We start from the raw sequence: 16,672 nt of genomic DNA, 5'->3' as shown, positions 1-16,672 counted from the left end.
TGATAGCTGCTGTCAGTGTTGTTTTTCCATGGTCAACATGTCCTATTGTTCCTATGTTAACATGTGGTTTTGTTCTTTCAAATTTTGCTTTTGCCATTTTCTTTTCTTCCCCCTTAAAAATTTAACTTATTTTTATGTAGCCATCAGGATAAAATATCCACAAAAAAGGCCTGGCGGCTGCAGGCCGAATGCTGTCATTAATGACAGCCATATTTATTTTAACCAGAAGCAAATTAGAAAATCTAAATATTATGCTTTTCTAAAAATACTTCTAATTTTCTTTTTACTCTCTGTAGTGCATTGTCAACTGATTTAACATGTTTATCCAGGCTTTCAGCAATTTTTTGATATGATTTACCATCCAAATATTCCTGTAAAACATCAAACTCTAAATCACTCAACATTGAAGAAATTTCAGATTCAATTAAATCATAGGTCTCATTACTTATAAATAGAGCTTCCGGATTGGATAATTTACCACCTTTTAAAATATCCAGAAGGGTTCTATCAGATTCTTCATCATAGATCGGCTTATTTAAAGAAATATAGGTGTTTAAAGGCTGGTGTTTCTGGCGAGTAGCGGCTTTGATTGCAGTAATAATCTGACGGGTAATACACAATTCTGCAAAAGCCCTAAAAGAAGCCAATCTCTCAATCTTATAATCACGCACTGCTTTATAAAGACCAATCATACCTTCCTGGACAATATCTTCCCTATCAGCTCCTACTAAAAAATAAGAGCGTGATTTAGCAAGTACAAAGTTTTTATAACGCTTGATCAGAGTTTCCTGAGCTTCCATATCCCCCTGATGTACCAGTTCGACAAGTTCATCATCAGACATCTGTTTATACTCCTCAAAACTGATATCATCAAAATCGAGTTCATGAGCATTCATCTTCAACCAGAATCCCCTCCCTTATCCATTACATTACTATTATACTTGCTAAAAAAACTTTCGTCAAGAAATATCTTCTCCGTGTTGACGGAAAATTTCGTAGATTATAATAGCAGCTGCTACAGAAGCATTGAGGGAACCCAATTCTCCCTCCATTGGTATTTTGACCAGGAAATCACAGTTTTCTCTAACCAGTCTTCTAAGGCCACTCCCCTCACTACCAATAACCAGTCCAACTGACCCACTTAAATCAGCTTCAAAATGTGTCTGTTCTGCTGCAGCATCAGCACCTGCAATCCAAAAATGGGCCTCTTTCAAATCTCGAATAGCATAATTTATATTAGAAACTTTTACCAGGGGAATGTGCTCTGCCGCCCCAGCTGCTGCTTTAAGGACTATTGGTGTAATCCCGACTGCTCTTCGATCCTGGTAAACTACCGCATCAGCACCAGCTGCATAAGCAGTTCTAATTATTGCACCAAAATTATGGGGATCCTTTATCTCATCTAAGATTACAACCAGTGAGTCCCCCTCTTTATTTTTTTTAATCTCAATTATATCTGCCAGTCCATATTCTGGCAGAGAATCAGCTTCAGCAATAACTCCCTGATGGGCATGAGATCGGGCACTTTCATCCAATTTCCTTGCTGAAATTCTGCTTATAGGTATGTTTTTTTCTGCAGCTAGTTTTAAAATGTTATCAATAACCTCAGCAGAAATACCCTCCTGGATGAATATGCGATGTATTCTTCTTTTCCCTCTAAGTGCTTCATAAACCGGATTTCTTCCTTCAATCTTTGGCATTTATTTATCATTCCTTTTTTTTATTGAATCTATACGCCCACAGGACATTTCCCCTTCTGGACATTGACCTTCAGCTTCACAGGGAGGACCAGCTTTCTCAAATAATACAGGTGCTACATCTTTTACCTGTTTTAACATTTGATTTGCCAGACTTCTAATCTCCCACTGAGCTCTACTACAACAGCGAAGACTAAAGAAGTGATACAAAGATCGAGCATTAAATGAAACCATTAAATTTGTTTTAACTGTAGGAAGAACAAAGCGAGCATCTTCTGCGGGAATATCTTCAGCAAGCATATCATTATAGATTTTTCTTCCCTGTTCCATCCACTCTTTATATTTTTCAGCAGCCTTTTTGTTTTTGGCAATTTTAGGTGGGGTAATATAATCAAAATTATCTTCTTTAACATATCTCTGAGATCTCTGACTGTAAGAAACTCCAATTCTATGTCTAACAAGCTGATGACTGGCTACCCGACTGCAGACAATATGAAAATAAAAATATGTATGTTCCAGAGTCGAATAATGCCCCAGACCAACAACTTTTCTAACTAATTTGTTCATATCAGCCTGAGTCATTTTTGCTTCCAGTTCCTCAGCCCCATCTTCAGAATAACAGAGCCGTGCAGCTAAAGCTACATTTTTTTCAGGATTCTCACTAAAGTTAATCAATTTTGCTCTGGGCCTTACTTCCATTTGAATTCTCCTCTATGTCAATAATTTCTAAATTTATTCTGTTATCTTACGTATATTATTTTTAGCTTTAACTTTTTCTTTTACTTTCCATTCTACTCCCCGAGGAGTATCAGTAACTTCAATTCCTATTTCTTTAAGTCTGTCTCTAATTAAATCCGCCTCTTCCCAATTTTTATTTTCTCTTGCCTGTTCTCTCAATTCTATTAATAAATTAATTAAAGGTTCTACTAAATCATTATCAACTACAGAGTCTGATTCTATTTCAAACTCTAACCCTAAAATTTCAGCTAATTCTAAAAATACTTCTTCTGTTTCTTCCAGAATAGCAAAATTTTTCTCATTTAATGTAAATTCTTTTTGATTAATATAACTGTTAATTTCTCCAACTAAATCATGTAAAACTCCAATCGCTTCAGCTGTATTAAAATCATCATTTAAAGCCTCAATAAAGGTTTTCTGCTTTTCAATAACTCTTTCAAAAAACTTTTTGCCTGATCCTTCTCTAGAAGCTGAATTAATATCCAGACTTAATACCTTTGCCAGCTGACTGCGTGTATTTTTAATTCTTGCAAGTGAAGTTCTGGCTTCCTCTAATTTTTCATAAGAAAAATCAATCGGACTTCTGTAATGTCTAGTTAAAAGAAAATATCTTACTTCCTGACCACTAAATTCTTTTAAAACTTCTCGACTGGTAAAGAAATTACCCTGAGATTTAGACATCTTTTCTCCACTTAAATTAACTGTCCCATTGTGCAGCCAGTAGTTAACAAATCTCTCCCCACTGTAAGCTTCAGATTGAGCAATTTCATTTTCATGATGAGGAAAAATCAAATCTACACCACCACCATGAATATCAAAGGTAGCGCCTAATCGCTTCATTGACATTGCCGAACATTCAATATGCCATCCCGGCCAACCTTCACCCCAGGGACTATCCCAACCTTCTCCTTTTTCGACTTTTTTCCAGAGAGCAAAATCAAGAGGGTTTTCTTTGTCTTCCTGAACTGCAATTCGGGCACCTGCCTGCATTTCCTCTAGGCTACGTCCGGATAATTTACCATAATCATCAAAACTTTCAACACTAAAATAAACATTACCATTTACCTCATAAGCATAACCTTTTTCAATCAAAGTTGCTACCATTTCAATTATTTCATCTATATTTTCACTTACCCGAAGATATTTATCTGCTGCTTTAATATTAAACTCTCTTATATCCTCTAAAAATGCATTAGCATATTTATCAGCCAGTTCTGATGGAGTTAAACCTTCTTCTTCTGCTCTTTTAACAATTTTCTCATTAATATCAGTAAAATTCGAAATATAATCTACTTCGTAGCCTGAATATTCAAGAAATCTTCTAATTACATCATAATTAATTGCACTTCTAATATGACCAATATGAGAATAATTCTGAACAGTTAATCCACAGACATACATCTTCACCTTACCAGCTTCTACAGTCTCGAATTTTTCTTTTTCACCTGTTAAAGTATTGTATACTTTAAGCATTTACTCACTCCTTTCTGGTCCTACCTTTTTTAATGACACTTAATAAAATACAATTTATTTCTAAAAAAGAGCCTTCTCCCTCAGAGAAGACCCTTTTATTATCTCTTTTTTTAATTGTTTTTAGCCAGTTTCAGAGCTGCATCAAGTCTGCGGGCAATTTCTTCAGCTCCAAAAATGGAAATGACGCTGGTCATTTCAGGACCAGAAGTCTTACCTGTAATTGCCAGTCTAGTAGGATGATAAATTGTTCTCCCACCAACATCAAGCTCATTTTTTAATTCTTTAAAAATTTCTCCTACAGCATCTGGAGTTAATTCTTCTCTGGCAAAAATTTTATCTTTTAAAGTTTCGAACACTAATTTTACATCTTCGCCTTTAAATTCCTGTGCTGCTGCTGTCGGATCTTTAAATTCAACTTCAGTCAGGAACAATTCTGCTTCTGCTGGAATTTGTGATAAATAATCAACTCCAGTTCTGCTTTCATCAATAACTTTTGCAAGCCACTCTCTATTATTTTCCAAATACTCCTGCTCAACAAGACCAGATTCGATTAAGAATGGTAAGGATAACTCAAAAATCCTATCAAGTTCAGCTGCTCTAATATATTTACCATTCATCCAGTTTAATTTTTCTCGGTCAAAAACTGCTCCACTTTTATTGACATCCTCAATAGCAAAGCGATCTATAATTTCTTTTTGAGAAAGAATTTCTTCCTCATCTCCGGTTGACCATCCCAAAAGAGCCATGAAATTAAACAGGGCTTCGGGTAAATATCCCTGCTCTCTAAATTCTCCAATATAAACAGAGTCTTTACCTCTCTTTTTTAGTTTTGCCTTGTTCTCATCTAAAATTAAAGGTAAATGGGCAAACTTGGGCAATTCAAAACCTAATGCTTCATAAATCAAAATCTGTTTTGGGGTATTGGAAAGGTGGTCTTCACCTCGAATCACATGCGAGATCTTCATAAGAGCATCATCTATTACTACTGCAAAATTATAAGTAGGCATACCATCAGATTTAAAGATAATAAAATCATCTAAAACAGAAGAGTTGAAACTGACATCACCACGAATTAAATCTTCTACAACAATTTCTCTTTCCTGTTCGGGCAATTTAAAACGCAGCACGGGTTCCCGGCCTTCTGCTTCATAATCCTTTTTTTCTTCTTCAGTTAAATTGCGACAGGAGCCATCATAACGAGGCATCTCATCATTATCAATAGCCTTCTGCCTCATATGATCTAATTCTTCCTTTGTGCAATAACATTTATAAGCATGACCTGTTTCTAAAAGTTTATCAGCATATTCCTGATAAAGTTCAATTCGTTCTGTCTGGCGATAGGGACCATAATCGCCTCCAATGCCAACACCTTCGTCTGCATCCAGACCAAGCCATTTCATTTCCTTAATAATTATTTCTTCAAATTCTTTAGTTGACCTTGCCTGATCTGTATCCTCAATCCTTAAAACCAGCTCTCCACCTTTTTGTTTGGCAACAAGCCAGTTAAAAAGAGCAGTACGCATATTACCAATATGAATTTTCCCAGTCGGACTTGGGGGAAAACGCAATCTTATATTATTACTCATAACCTTATAATTCCTCCTAAATAAATTTACATTTATATTATATTACACTTGTACCAACAGTTAACTGTTCAGGGCCATCAACAAGTGCATGTCCAAACTTACCAAAAATAGCCACAGAAACATGTCCATCACCACGAACAACTGCTATTTTAAAACCGCCACCAAGACCTGGATTAACAAGGTCCAGCTGGCTGTAAGCATCCTTAACCGCATTGGAAACAGCCATTTTTTCGCGAGAATTTTCACTAATTACACCTCTGGCAATTGCTGCTACAGTTGTACTTTCCCGCAGCTTAATTGGCAGTTTTTCAGCACTGGCACCAGTCTGAGTTATAGCTCCCCGATAGCCATAGCCTTCAATTTTTTTAAGCCAGTATTCTTCATAATCACGACTTCGGGTCATTGAAAGATAAATGGCTGAACTTTCTGGAGTTATAGTTTTCTTCTCCATTTCCATTTCTTCCTCTTCATCTTTTAAATAACCATAAACTATATCTTCAGAGGTAACAATCCCCACTAATTCTTGCTTATCATTAAAAACAGGCAGTCCTCCAATATGATTATCAGATAACTTTTTTGCCGCCTGCTGAACTGTACTATTTTCATTAATAATAATTAAATCATCAGACATAAACTCACTTACAGGGGCCTCTAAATTTTTCTCTGAAATTATATCCCCGTCTGTAAGCATACCTATTATTTTTTCGTTTTCTTCCACTAACAATCTACCGATTTTATTAATAGAAAGCATTTTTTCTGCCTCCATAATTGTTGCATCTGGATTAATTGTTATTGGATCATTTGTCATTATATTCTTTACTAACATCATCTAATACTCCCTTCCTGTTCAGCTTATTTAAAAACTGCCACAATGCCTTCTCCACTACACTTACAACAGCATATGCTGCCATACCTTCTCTCCGGCCAGTAAAGCCCATTTTTTCATTAGTTGTCGCCTTAAAATTTATATCCTGTAAATCCAGGTTTAAATTTTCGGCTATTGAACTTGTTATTCTTTTGCGATAGGGTTTTAATTTTGGTTTCTCTGCTACAACTACTAAATCACAATTATTGATCACAAAATTTTTTCTTGATACTTCTTTTTTTACTTCACTAAGCAGCTTTAGACTACTTATATTTTTAAACTTCGGATCACCATCCGGAAAATGACTACCAATATCACCACTTCCGACTGCCCCAAGCAGGGCATCCATTAAAGCATGTAATAAAACATCCGCATCAGAATGACCCTTAAGTCCATAATCCGAATCTATTTCAACTCCACCTAAAAAAAGTTTCCTATTTTCATCAAATCGATGACTGTCATAACCAAAACCAACTTTAAACATCAATCCGCTCCTTTAGAATTATTTCTGCCGGCTTTAGATCTTCTGGAGTAGTTATTTTAAAATTATTATAATCTCCCTCAACAATATACACTTTTTTACCTAACTCTTCAACCAGAGAAGCGTCATCAAGTGCTTTTTCTTTATCATAATTTTTATGTGCTTTTTTTATTAATTCTATGCTAAATGCCTGAGGAGTCTGAATTGCTCGCAGAGAATTGCGATCAAGAGTTTTTTTAGAAAAAGAATTTTCCACTACTTTTATAGTATCTTTAACCTTTACTCCACAGCTGACAGCATCGTATTTTTTTACTGCCTGAAAACTCTTTTCAATTAAATCTTTCGTTAGCATAGGTCGAGCACCATCATGTATTATAACATACTTAACTTTGTCACTAAAGCTTTTTAAACCATTATTAACTGATTCTTTTCTGCTTTTTCCTCCAGCAACTAAACTAATTTCAACATCTGCAAAGAGAGGCAATATATTTTGTTTGAAATAATCAATTTCTTGAGGATCTAATACAATATTTAATTCAAAATCACGCTGCCAGTCCAGAAAAGTCTTTACTGTGTGATATATTACTGGTTTCCCCAGTAAATCTAAAAATTGTTTATTAATTTTCTTTCCCATTCTGCTTCCTTTACCGGCAGCTGGAATTAAAACTCCAATCTCTGACATCAAAATCATCCTTTAGTTTGTTTTAGGGCGCGCAAATATCATCCGTCCAGCAGCTGTCTGTAGAATACTGGTGACCAGTACTGAAATGTCATCCCCCATATATTTAATACCTTCTTCGATAACAATCATAGTACCATCATCAAGATAGGCTACTCCCTGTCCATTTTCTTTACCCTCTTTAATAACTTTGACATCCATTTCTTCACCGGGTAAAACAACAGGTTTAACAGCATTTGCCAGCTCATTGATATTTAAAACATTCACTCCCTGTAATTCGGCAACTTTATTTAAATTATAATCATTTGTTAAAACTTTTGCCTCGATAACCTGGGCCAGCTTAACTAATTTACTGTCTACCTCTGATATTTCTTCAAAATCATAATCAATTATTTCCACCATAATCTGATCATCATTCTGCATCTGTCTTAAAATATCGAGACCTCGACGACCTCGATTTCTTTTTAAATCATCTGCAGAATCAGCTATATGCTGCAATTCTTCTAAAACAAACTCAGGAATAATAAAATGTCCCTCAATAAAACCAGTGTTACAGATATCATAAATTCGACCGTCAATAATTACACTGGTATCTAAAATTTTGTCACTTCCAGTCTTTAGCTGTGGACAATCAATGTCATCTTTTTTCCTGGAAAATAAAAAAGATGATATATCCTTTTCTTTATGAATAGCAAGGGCAAAACCCATATAAGTAAAGGTAATATTAATAAAAACTTGTAGAGGCATACCAATACGAGGTATTTGAGGAATAGGAAATATAAAATTAATAATAGCACCAGTTATAAGACCAATTATTAAACCAATAACCGCTATCACAATTTTTTTCCAGGTTAAATCTTTAAATCTCAACTCAAGTTCCATAATAAAATTAAGTAATTTATCTAATAAATAAAACAATAAAAAATAACCCAGAACTGCACCGGAAAGAACTGCATAAAATTGTTTTGTTAAAAAGAATTCCCCGATATTTTGCCAGCTAAAAGAATATTCATTCGAAAAACCGAAAATATCAACTAAATGATAAGAGATAACACCGCCAAAAACCCCAAAAATTAAGCGCATTATCTTTTTTAGCATCATCTCACCCCCTCCCCCAAAAGTTATTTATTAAGAATCAAGCTCTTCTTCGTCAAGTGTAAATAAATCATCCATTTTCTCCGAAATGCTTTCTTCATCCATATCTTTTGCCAGAACAAGTTCACTAATTAATATCTGCCGAGCATTGCTCAACATTTTTTTCTCACCTGTGGAAAGTCCTTTTTCCCGGTCGCGAATACTCAGGTTTCTAACAACCTCAGCTACTTCAAATATATCACCAGTTTTTAACTTTTCCTGATTAGCACGAAAACGGCGATTCCAATTCTGAGACATCTTACTTTTTTCACCATTTAACAATTCAAATACTTCATCTGCTTTTTCTTCAGAAATAACATCGCGAATACCAATTTTATCAATTTTATCAACTGGAATCATAACTTTCATTTCTCCAATAGGAAGTTTCATAATATAATATTCTTTTTTCTCATCTAAAATAGTCTTAGTTTCAATGCCAACAATGGTTCCTGCACCATGATTTGGATAAACGACTTTATCACCAATTTTATACATCTTATCCACTCCTCTTTTATGAAAGCAATAAAAATCCACCTTATAATTATATCATTTTAAAAAGCGTCAGTCAATTTGACCACTTTCTAGTTTAAGTTATAACGAAGTGTGCTAAATATGTCTGTCAAGCAGAACCTGATCGCGGAGACGACGCAATCCATCTTTAATTGCCTGTGCCCTTACTTCTCCAATTCCATCAACATCATCCAGTTCATCAACTGATGCTCTAATAATTTCCTGTAGGTTTTCAAAGTGCTCAACTAAGTTCTCTATAACCGGCATTGGTAACCTCGGTATTTTACGCATAATACGATATCCTCTTGGTGAAACAGTTTCATCAAGAGCGTTGACACTGCCGCTATAACCAAGTGCTTTACTGATAGTATTTAAAGTCAAGATTTCATCAGAAGACCAATCAGTGAGATTTTCTAATACTTTTTCTGGATCAGATGTGTCTTCTTCCAGTTCTTTTGAAATATAATCTTCAATCAGCAGAATACCTTCTTCCTTAACATTGCTAACAAGTTCTTCCAGCTGCATTTTAATTAGTCTTCCCTCTGATCCTAATTCAGAGATATACTTTTCTATTTCCCGCTGAATTTTTAAAACCATTTCTGTTCTTTGAATAACTGTAACGACATCAGAAAGTGTAACTAGATTTTCAAATTCTAAAGCACTCAAATTAGTGAGGGCCTGGTCAAAAACAGAGCGATATTTTTCCAGAGTCTGAATTGCCTGATTCGCTTTAACCAGCACAACCCTGATATCTTCTAAAATATGTTTTGAATCACCCTTATAAATAGTAATAATTGATCTTCTCTGAGAAATGGCAATAACCAGTTCTCCAGTCTGGCGAGCTACTCTTTCAGCAGTTTTATGTCTTGTTCCAGTTTCGGAAGATTTGACTGTCGGATCCGGAATCAACTGAGCATTGGCAAAAAGAATATTTTCAGCATCCTGATCAAGAACTATCGCTCCATCCATTTTGGCAAGTTCATACAACCTGGCAGGAGACAGAGAAGTTTCAATTTGAAAACCATCATTAACCAGATCAAGCACATCTTCTTTATCGCTAACCACAATCAAACCACCTGTCTGAGCTCTCAAAATGTTTTCCAGCCCATCTCTAAAAAGTGTTCCTGGAGCTAAAACTTTAAGGATATCAAGTAATTTACCATCAATTTCTTCCACTACTTCACCTCTTTTCATAATGATTTAGTTTAAAATGATTTTTACAAATTCAGCTATATCTTTAACTGCATCTATTTTAATTTCAGGATCAAAGGCAATATTCTTTGCATTTGCTGCCGGAATAATAACTTTTTTAAAAGAAAGTTTTTTTAACTCATTAATTCTCTTTTTTACCTGCCCAACTGCTCGTACCTCACCCCCAAGACCAACTTCTCCAATTACCGCTAGATCTTTAGCAAGAGATATATCCTTATAACTGGAAACTACTGCTGCTATAATTGCCAGGTCAAGTCCCGGCTCTTCTACAGTTAATCCTCCCGTAATATTTAAATTAACATCATGCTCTTTAAAATTAGCTCCCAATCTTTTTTCAAGCACAGCCAGGAGCAGAGATAACCTTTTGTAATCAACTCCTTTAGCCAGTCTTTGAGGAGAAGGGAAAGCCGCATCAGTAACCAGAGACTGAACTTCAACCAGAAGAACTCTACTTCCTTCCAGGGCCGGTGTGATTATCGAACCTGAAACATCAGCAGATCTCTCATTAATAAAAAAACTGGACGGATTAGCTACCTCATTAATACCATTTTCCTTCATTTCAAAAACACCAATTTCATTGGTCGAACCAAAGCGATTTTTTTTTGCCCTCAGCATTCTATAAAGATGATAATTATCGCCTTCAAACTGCAGTACTGTGTCAACTAAATGTTCTAAAACTCTAGGACCGGCCAGCTCACCTTCTTTTGTTACATGACCAATTAAAACAACTGGAATTTCAGTAGTTTTAGCAAGTTTAACCAGTCGGTTTGTAACCTCTTTTATCTGTGTAAGATTACCAGGTGCTGCATCCAATTCTGGAATGTGTACTGTCTGAATAGAATCGACAACAATAAGTGAATAATCCTTGTTTTTAGAAATATGATTTTCTAAAACCATGTAATCTCTTTCATCTAAAATATTTAAATTTTCTTCCATACAATTTAAACGTTCTGCTCTCATTTTGATCTGAGAAGCTGATTCTTCTCCGGAAAGATACAGAGTTTTCCCATATTTTTGACTAAAAAGAGAAGCCACCTGAAGTATCAGTGTTGATTTACCGATACCAGGGGCTCCACCAAGTAATATCAGAGAGCCAGAAACTATACCCCCACCAAGTACTCGATCAAGTTCAGTTATATTTGTTTGATAACGCTGTCTCTTAACCGATGAAATTTTTGTAATTGGTTGAGGCTCTTTCTCCTCCCTCTCCAGAGCATATTTATTATTTTTAACATTTGATTTATCCTCAATAACCTCTTCAAAACTATCCCAGGAACCACAGTTAGAACATTTACCCATCCAGTTAACTGATTTATAACCACATTCCTGACATAGATAGTACTTTTTAGGTTTTGCCATTATTAGTATCTCCTAGCTTAAATTTTGCTAATATTTATTAATAATTATATCATTTTTTACAGCATTTTACAAGAGAGGTTAATTTACTGTCAAAAGCCTAATTTACTTTAAATTCAAACTCATCGTCTTTAACATCCACGATAATTTTATTCTTTTCTTCAAATTCTTTATCCAGAATTTTAATTGAAAGTGGATTTTCTATTTGCCGCTGAATTGTCCTTCTTAGAGGCCGTGCACCAAATTCAGAATCGTAACCATCCTCGGCCAGTTTAGATTTAGCAGCTTCAGTCATTTCAAGCTTAATTTCTTTTTCTTCCAGCCGCTCTCTTAAATCATCTAGCATTAGATCAACAATCTTTTTGATATGCTCTTTATTTAAGGAATGGAAGACAATAATTTCATCTAACCTATTTAAAAATTCTGGCCTAAACGTCTTTCTAAGCTGTGACATAACATTATCTTTCATCTTATCATAATTTGCTTCTTCATCATTTTCTGTTTTAAAACCAAGCTGTGACTGCTTCTCAATAAAGTCCGCCCCCACATTAGAGGTCATAATAACAATTGTGTTTTTAAAATCAACTTTACGGCCATGAGTGTCTGTCAATACACCATCCTCTAAAATCTGCAGGAGTACATTAAATACGTCTGGATGTGCTTTTTCGATCTCATCAAACAAGATAACAGAATATGGTCTTCTGCGCACCGGCTCAGTTAATTGACCGCCCTCATCATGACCTACATAACCAGGAGGTGAACCGACCAGTCTCGAGACCGAATGTTTTTCCATATACTCAGACATGTCAACTCGGATCATTGCATCCTCATCATTAAACATTGTTTCAGCAAGAGTTTTAGCCAATTCTGTTTTACCAACACCTGTAGGCCCCAGGAAAATAAAAGAACCAATTGGGCGCTTAGGATCTTTCAAGCCAGCTCTGGCTCTGCGTACGGCTTCGGAAACAGCCTTAATTGCTTCGTCCTGACCGATAACACGTTTGTGTAATTCGTCTTCAAGTCTCAACAACCTCTCAGTTTCTGCTTCTTCCAGTTTTGTGACAGGAATTCCAGTCCAGCTCGAAACTATTTCTGCAATATCTTCTGTAGTAACAACAGCTTCTGCTTTCCCTTTTTCATCTTCCCAGTTGTTTTTTAATTCTTCCAATTCCTTTTTTAAGGATTTTTCTCTATCTCTCATCCGGGCAGCTTTTTCAAATTCCTGATTTTTTACAGCTGCCTCTTTTTCTTTTTCAGCCTCTTCTAATTTCTGACTTAATTCTTTAAATTCAGGTGGTCTAGTGCTATTACTCAACCTAACTTTAGAAGCAGCCTCATCAATTAAATCAATTGCTTTATCCGGTAGAAATCTGTCTGAGATATATCTGTGTGATAAAACAACAGCATCTTCTATGGCCTGATCGGTAATTTTAACCTTGTGATGGGCTTCATAAGGATCACGCAATCCTTTTAAAATATCTATTGCCTCTTCAGTTGAGTTTTCTTCGACAAGTACAGACTGAAATCTTCTTTCTAAAGCGGCATCTTTTTCAATATACTTTCTATATTCATCAAGAGTCGTAGCTCCAATAGCCTGTAATTCCCCTCTGGCAAGAGCAGGTTTTAAAATATTGGCTGCATCAATTGCTCCTTCAGCAGCACCAGCACCAACTAAAGTATGCATTTCATCTATAAAAAGAATAATATTTCCACTTTCAATGATCTCTGTCATTACAGCTTTTAAACGCTGCTCAAATTCACCTCTATATTTTGAACCTGCAACAAGAGAACTTAAATCGAGAGAAACAACTCGCTTATTCAATAAAAGTTCCGGTACATTTTCACTAACTATCATCTGTGCCAGTCCTTCAATAATTGCTGTCTTTCCAACACCAGGCTCACCAATTAAAACTGGGTTGTTTTTTGTTCTTCGACTTAAAACCTGAATAACTCTATTAATTTCTTTATCACGTCCTATAACTGGATCAAGTTTATTTTCCCTGGCCATTTCAGTTAAGTCTCGACTGTATTCATCCAAATTTTTAGTTTTTCTACCAGAAGATTTTTTGTTTTTTTGCATAGAATTTTTCCCTCCAAGCAAATCAACTACTTCTTCTTTAATATTGCTGATGTCACTGTTTAAATCCATCAAAATTCTAACAGCAACACCCTCTCCTTCTCTAATCAGACCAAGCAAAAGATGTTCTGTTCCAATATAATTGTGTCCCATCTTTCGAGCTTCATCCATCGCTAAATTTAACACCTTTTTACTCCGGGGAGTTAAACCAATAGAGCCTTTAACTTCATTCTGTCCTTTTCCTATCATGTCAATTATTTTGCTTTCAATTACTTCCTTGCTAACACCATTATCTATTAGTGAACGAGCAGCAATCCCCTGACCTTCAGCAATTAAACCATAAAGAATATGCTCTGTTCCTACATAACTATGCTTAAGTTTTAAAGCTTCCTGTTCAGCTATACTTAAAACTTTTCTTGCCCTTTCTGTAAATTTAGCAAACATTATTTTCACTCCTCATTTAATATATTTCTTATAACTTCCGCTCTTTTTATATTCAATTTTTCCTGATTAAGATTATTACCAAAATTATATTTTAAATGAGCATCCTTTATTTTGAATAATAATTTTGAAAATAAATCCTGATCTATATTTTCTTTAATTAAATTTGTATCCTGACCAAATTTAATTCTTGATAAATATTTCAAAGCCTCAGCTTCTTCAAGTTGATAGGCATATTTCAAAATACCGAAAGATCTAGCAACATTATCTTTTAGTTTAATATAATTATTTCTCAACAAATATTCTCTACTTTTTCTCTCTTCAGTAATGATTTGCTGAATGACGCTCTCCAATTTTTCCATTATTTCCTTTTCATTAAAACCAAGAGTTATTTGATTAGAGATCTGAAAAAGTTCAGCTTCACTGCTGCTCCCTTCTCCAGCTACACCTCTAACAGTAAGACCAAACTTACCAACCGCCCCCAAAATATTATCAATTCTACCACTCAAAACAAGAGCAGGCAAGTGACACATCACAGAAGCCCTCATAGCTGTCCCCACATTTGTCGGGCAACTGGTTAAATAACCCCATTTATCAGAAAAAGCATATTCTAATTTTTTATCCAACTGATTATCCAGTTGATCTATAACTTCCCAAATTTTGCTGAATTCAAAACCAGCTTTTAAAATTTGAAGTCTTAAATGATCTTCTTCATTAATCATAATTGAAAGGTGATTTGTATTATTTAAAAAAAGTGCTTTAGTTGTTGTACTTTCAGTATGTCCTCTACTTATAAGATGTTCCTCATGCAAAACTTCTCTTTCAACTTCATCTAAATCGCTCATTAAATAAAATTCAAATCCACTATCATTTAAAAAATCAAGTTTAGATCTTAACATATCAATTAATTTATTTTTTTCGAGATCATTACTCTTGTTAGGAAATTTATATTTTTTTAAGTTTCTTGCCAATCGAATTCTAGAACTTAAAATAACATCCTTTTCCTTTCCAGTTTCCATCTGCCAACTATTTACAAATTTATTTTCCATTTTGCTCTTCCTCCATGTCATCTTTGATTGCATGGATTTCATCCCTAATTTTAGCGGCTCTTTCAAAATCTTCATTTTCTACAGCAGTCTGCATATCTATTTTTAGTTGATTTATTTCAGATTCTGCTTCAATTTTTTGTTTAAATGAAAGAGGATATTTTCCACTATGCCTTGTGTTGCCATGGATTCTCTTAAATAAATCATCTAATTTTTTATCAAAAACCTTAAAACATTCTCCACAACCAAAGAGTCCACTTTGAGTAAATTCCTGATAACTTAAACCACAATTGGGACAAATCACTTTTTCGGAATTTTTATTTGAGAAAAACGATGAGTCTTGATTAGAAAAATTATGATTTAAAATTCCGGATAATAGACTTTGAAAACTCAAATTATTATCATCAGAATTCAACTTGCTGCTTTTCCGGGCGCAATCTTCACAAAGATGTATTTCTTCCTTCTGCCCATTTATAATCCTGGTCAAATGAACGGATGCTTCATTTTCTCCACATCTATCACAGAGCATTAGCTACTCCTCCTTCACTTTAAATATAACTTCCAGCATATTTTTCAAGATACGCCCTCTCAAATAATCTCTTTCCGGTAAAGAAATACTCAGGACATTGCGATGAACTGCCCTTTCCATTAAATATAATTCTCTTTCAGAAATCAAATCATTATCATAAAGTCTTTTTATAATTCCATGAGCTTCTTTCTGACTAATTTCTCTATCCAATTTATTTATAACATTCTGGATTACTTCTTTCTCCGAATCCAGGGTTACTCTAATAATTCTAATAAAGCCTCCACCACCACGCTGACTCTCTACAACATAACCTTTCTCCACTGTAAAACGTGTATCCAGTACATAATTTATTTGGGAAGGAGCACAATCAAAATTTTCAGCTAATTGATTTCTTTTTATTTTTACCTTACCCTGATATTTAGAAATCTGTCTTCGCAAATATCTTTCAATTTGATCAGATAAACTTGACATATTCTCCCCCTCCTAACTTTGACTTATCTTGACCTTTAATTATATAATACTATATTTATAAAAAAATGCAAGTAAATTATAACACAAAAACCACTCACAATTAATGAGCGGTTTTATAAAATATCTATTATTAAAATAAACTTCAAGTTAAAAAAATCTATCTAAAATAAAAAAAGACCCTTTAAAGGTCTCTAAATAAAAATGGCTCCCCGAGCAAGACTCGAACTTGCGACAAGATGATTAACAGTCACCTGCTCTACCAACTGAGCTATCGGGGAGTATAAAAGGACCGGCAGCGACCTACTCTCCCACATCGTTACCAATGCAGTACCATAGGCGCTGGAGGACTTAACTTTTGTGTTCGAGATGGGAACAAG

At 34.8% G+C, this 16,672-nt stretch carries 17 protein-coding genes, 1 tRNA gene and 1 rRNA gene; all 19 read right to left on the bottom strand.

Translation table 11 applies throughout. The features are described from left to right. On the bottom strand, window positions 1–97 hold a 97-nt coding region (locus DFR80_RS15595), incomplete at its 3' end, for a GTP-binding protein (protein ID WP_199505807.1). Between the two features lie 145 nt (window positions 98–242). Beyond that, window positions 243–896, bottom strand: a complete 654-nt coding sequence (gene sigH / locus DFR80_RS10705; protein ID WP_076546230.1) for an RNA polymerase sporulation sigma factor SigH — start codon at window positions 894–896, stop codon at window positions 243–245. Window positions 897–959: 63 nt separating this feature from the next. Beyond that, window positions 960–1,700 carry a 23S rRNA (guanosine(2251)-2'-O)-methyltransferase RlmB gene (gene rlmB, locus DFR80_RS10700; RefSeq protein ID WP_114489952.1) on the bottom strand — a complete coding sequence of 247 codons (741 nt, stop codon included), beginning with the start codon at window positions 1,698–1,700 and terminating at the stop codon, window positions 960–962. Beyond that, the gene (thyX, locus tag DFR80_RS10695) at window positions 1,701–2,396 is read right to left on the bottom strand and encodes an FAD-dependent thymidylate synthase (RefSeq protein ID WP_076546221.1); all 696 of its coding nucleotides are present in this window, start codon (window positions 2,394–2,396) and stop codon (window positions 1,701–1,703) included. A gap of 33 nt (window positions 2,397–2,429) precedes the next feature. Then, window positions 2,430–3,908 carry a cysteine--tRNA ligase gene (gene cysS, locus DFR80_RS10690; protein WP_114489951.1) on the bottom strand — a complete coding sequence of 493 codons (1,479 nt, stop codon included), beginning with the start codon at window positions 3,906–3,908 and terminating at the stop codon, window positions 2,430–2,432. A 110-nt stretch (window positions 3,909–4,018) separates the two neighbouring features. Beyond that, window positions 4,019–5,494, bottom strand: a complete 1,476-nt coding sequence (gene gltX, locus DFR80_RS10685) for a glutamate--tRNA ligase (protein WP_076546223.1) — start codon at window positions 5,492–5,494, stop codon at window positions 4,019–4,021. Between the two features lie 37 nt (window positions 5,495–5,531). Next, window positions 5,532–6,323, bottom strand: coding sequence for a HutP family protein (locus tag DFR80_RS10680; protein WP_076546224.1), 792 nt, complete (start codon window positions 6,321–6,323; stop codon window positions 5,532–5,534). Continuing rightward, window positions 6,292–6,843: a 2-C-methyl-D-erythritol 2,4-cyclodiphosphate synthase gene (ispF, locus tag DFR80_RS10675; protein ID WP_076546225.1), complete on the bottom strand. Its 552-nt coding sequence runs from the start codon at window positions 6,841–6,843 to the stop codon at window positions 6,292–6,294. Before ispF ends, DFR80_RS10680 begins: the two co-directional genes overlap by 32 nt. Further along, complete coding sequence (ispD, locus tag DFR80_RS10670; protein WP_076546226.1) at window positions 6,836–7,522, bottom strand: 2-C-methyl-D-erythritol 4-phosphate cytidylyltransferase; 687 nt, start codon at window positions 7,520–7,522, stop codon at window positions 6,836–6,838. The genes ispF and ispD overlap by 8 nt, the downstream gene beginning before the upstream one ends. A gap of 12 nt (window positions 7,523–7,534) precedes the next feature. Continuing rightward, window positions 7,535–8,617: a PIN/TRAM domain-containing protein gene (locus DFR80_RS10665; RefSeq protein WP_076546231.1), complete on the bottom strand. Its 1,083-nt coding sequence runs from the start codon at window positions 8,615–8,617 to the stop codon at window positions 7,535–7,537. Between the two features lie 30 nt (window positions 8,618–8,647). Next, window positions 8,648–9,148 carry a CarD family transcriptional regulator gene (locus DFR80_RS10660; protein ID WP_076546227.1) on the bottom strand — a complete coding sequence of 167 codons (501 nt, stop codon included), beginning with the start codon at window positions 9,146–9,148 and terminating at the stop codon, window positions 8,648–8,650. Window positions 9,149–9,259: 111 nt separating this feature from the next. Beyond that, window positions 9,260–10,339 (bottom strand): DNA integrity scanning diadenylate cyclase DisA, encoded by a 1,080-nt coding sequence (gene disA, locus DFR80_RS10655; RefSeq protein ID WP_076546228.1) that lies wholly within the window; start codon window positions 10,337–10,339, stop codon window positions 9,260–9,262. A gap of 24 nt (window positions 10,340–10,363) precedes the next feature. Next, the gene (gene radA, locus DFR80_RS10650) at window positions 10,364–11,734 is read right to left on the bottom strand and encodes a DNA repair protein RadA (protein WP_076546229.1); all 1,371 of its coding nucleotides are present in this window, start codon (window positions 11,732–11,734) and stop codon (window positions 10,364–10,366) included. Window positions 11,735–11,831: 97 nt separating this feature from the next. Next, the gene (locus DFR80_RS10645; protein ID WP_114489950.1) at window positions 11,832–14,252 is read right to left on the bottom strand and encodes an ATP-dependent Clp protease ATP-binding subunit; all 2,421 of its coding nucleotides are present in this window, start codon (window positions 14,250–14,252) and stop codon (window positions 11,832–11,834) included. Between the two features lie 5 nt (window positions 14,253–14,257). Further along, window positions 14,258–15,298 carry a protein arginine kinase gene (locus tag DFR80_RS10640; RefSeq protein WP_114489949.1) on the bottom strand — a complete coding sequence of 347 codons (1,041 nt, stop codon included), beginning with the start codon at window positions 15,296–15,298 and terminating at the stop codon, window positions 14,258–14,260. Then, window positions 15,288–15,824, bottom strand: coding sequence for a UvrB/UvrC motif-containing protein (locus DFR80_RS10635; protein ID WP_076546269.1), 537 nt, complete (start codon window positions 15,822–15,824; stop codon window positions 15,288–15,290). The genes DFR80_RS10640 and DFR80_RS10635 overlap by 11 nt, the downstream gene beginning before the upstream one ends. Before the next feature lie 3 nt (window positions 15,825–15,827). After that, window positions 15,828–16,295 (bottom strand): CtsR family transcriptional regulator, encoded by a 468-nt coding sequence (locus DFR80_RS10630; protein ID WP_076546270.1) that lies wholly within the window; start codon window positions 16,293–16,295, stop codon window positions 15,828–15,830. 202 nt (window positions 16,296–16,497) lie between these two features. Further along, window positions 16,498–16,573 (bottom strand) — tRNA-Asn (locus tag DFR80_RS10625). 9 nt (window positions 16,574–16,582) lie between these two features. Further along, window positions 16,583–16,672: ribosomal RNA gene (gene rrf, locus DFR80_RS10620) — 5S ribosomal RNA — on the bottom strand; the annotation flags it as partial.

Source organism: Halanaerobium sp. ST460_2HS_T2 (assembly GCF_003337665.1).
Classification (GTDB): domain Bacteria; phylum Bacillota; class Halanaerobiia; order Halanaerobiales; family Halanaerobiaceae; genus Halanaerobium; species Halanaerobium kushneri.
This window is presented reverse-complemented; position numbering and strand designations above follow the sequence as displayed.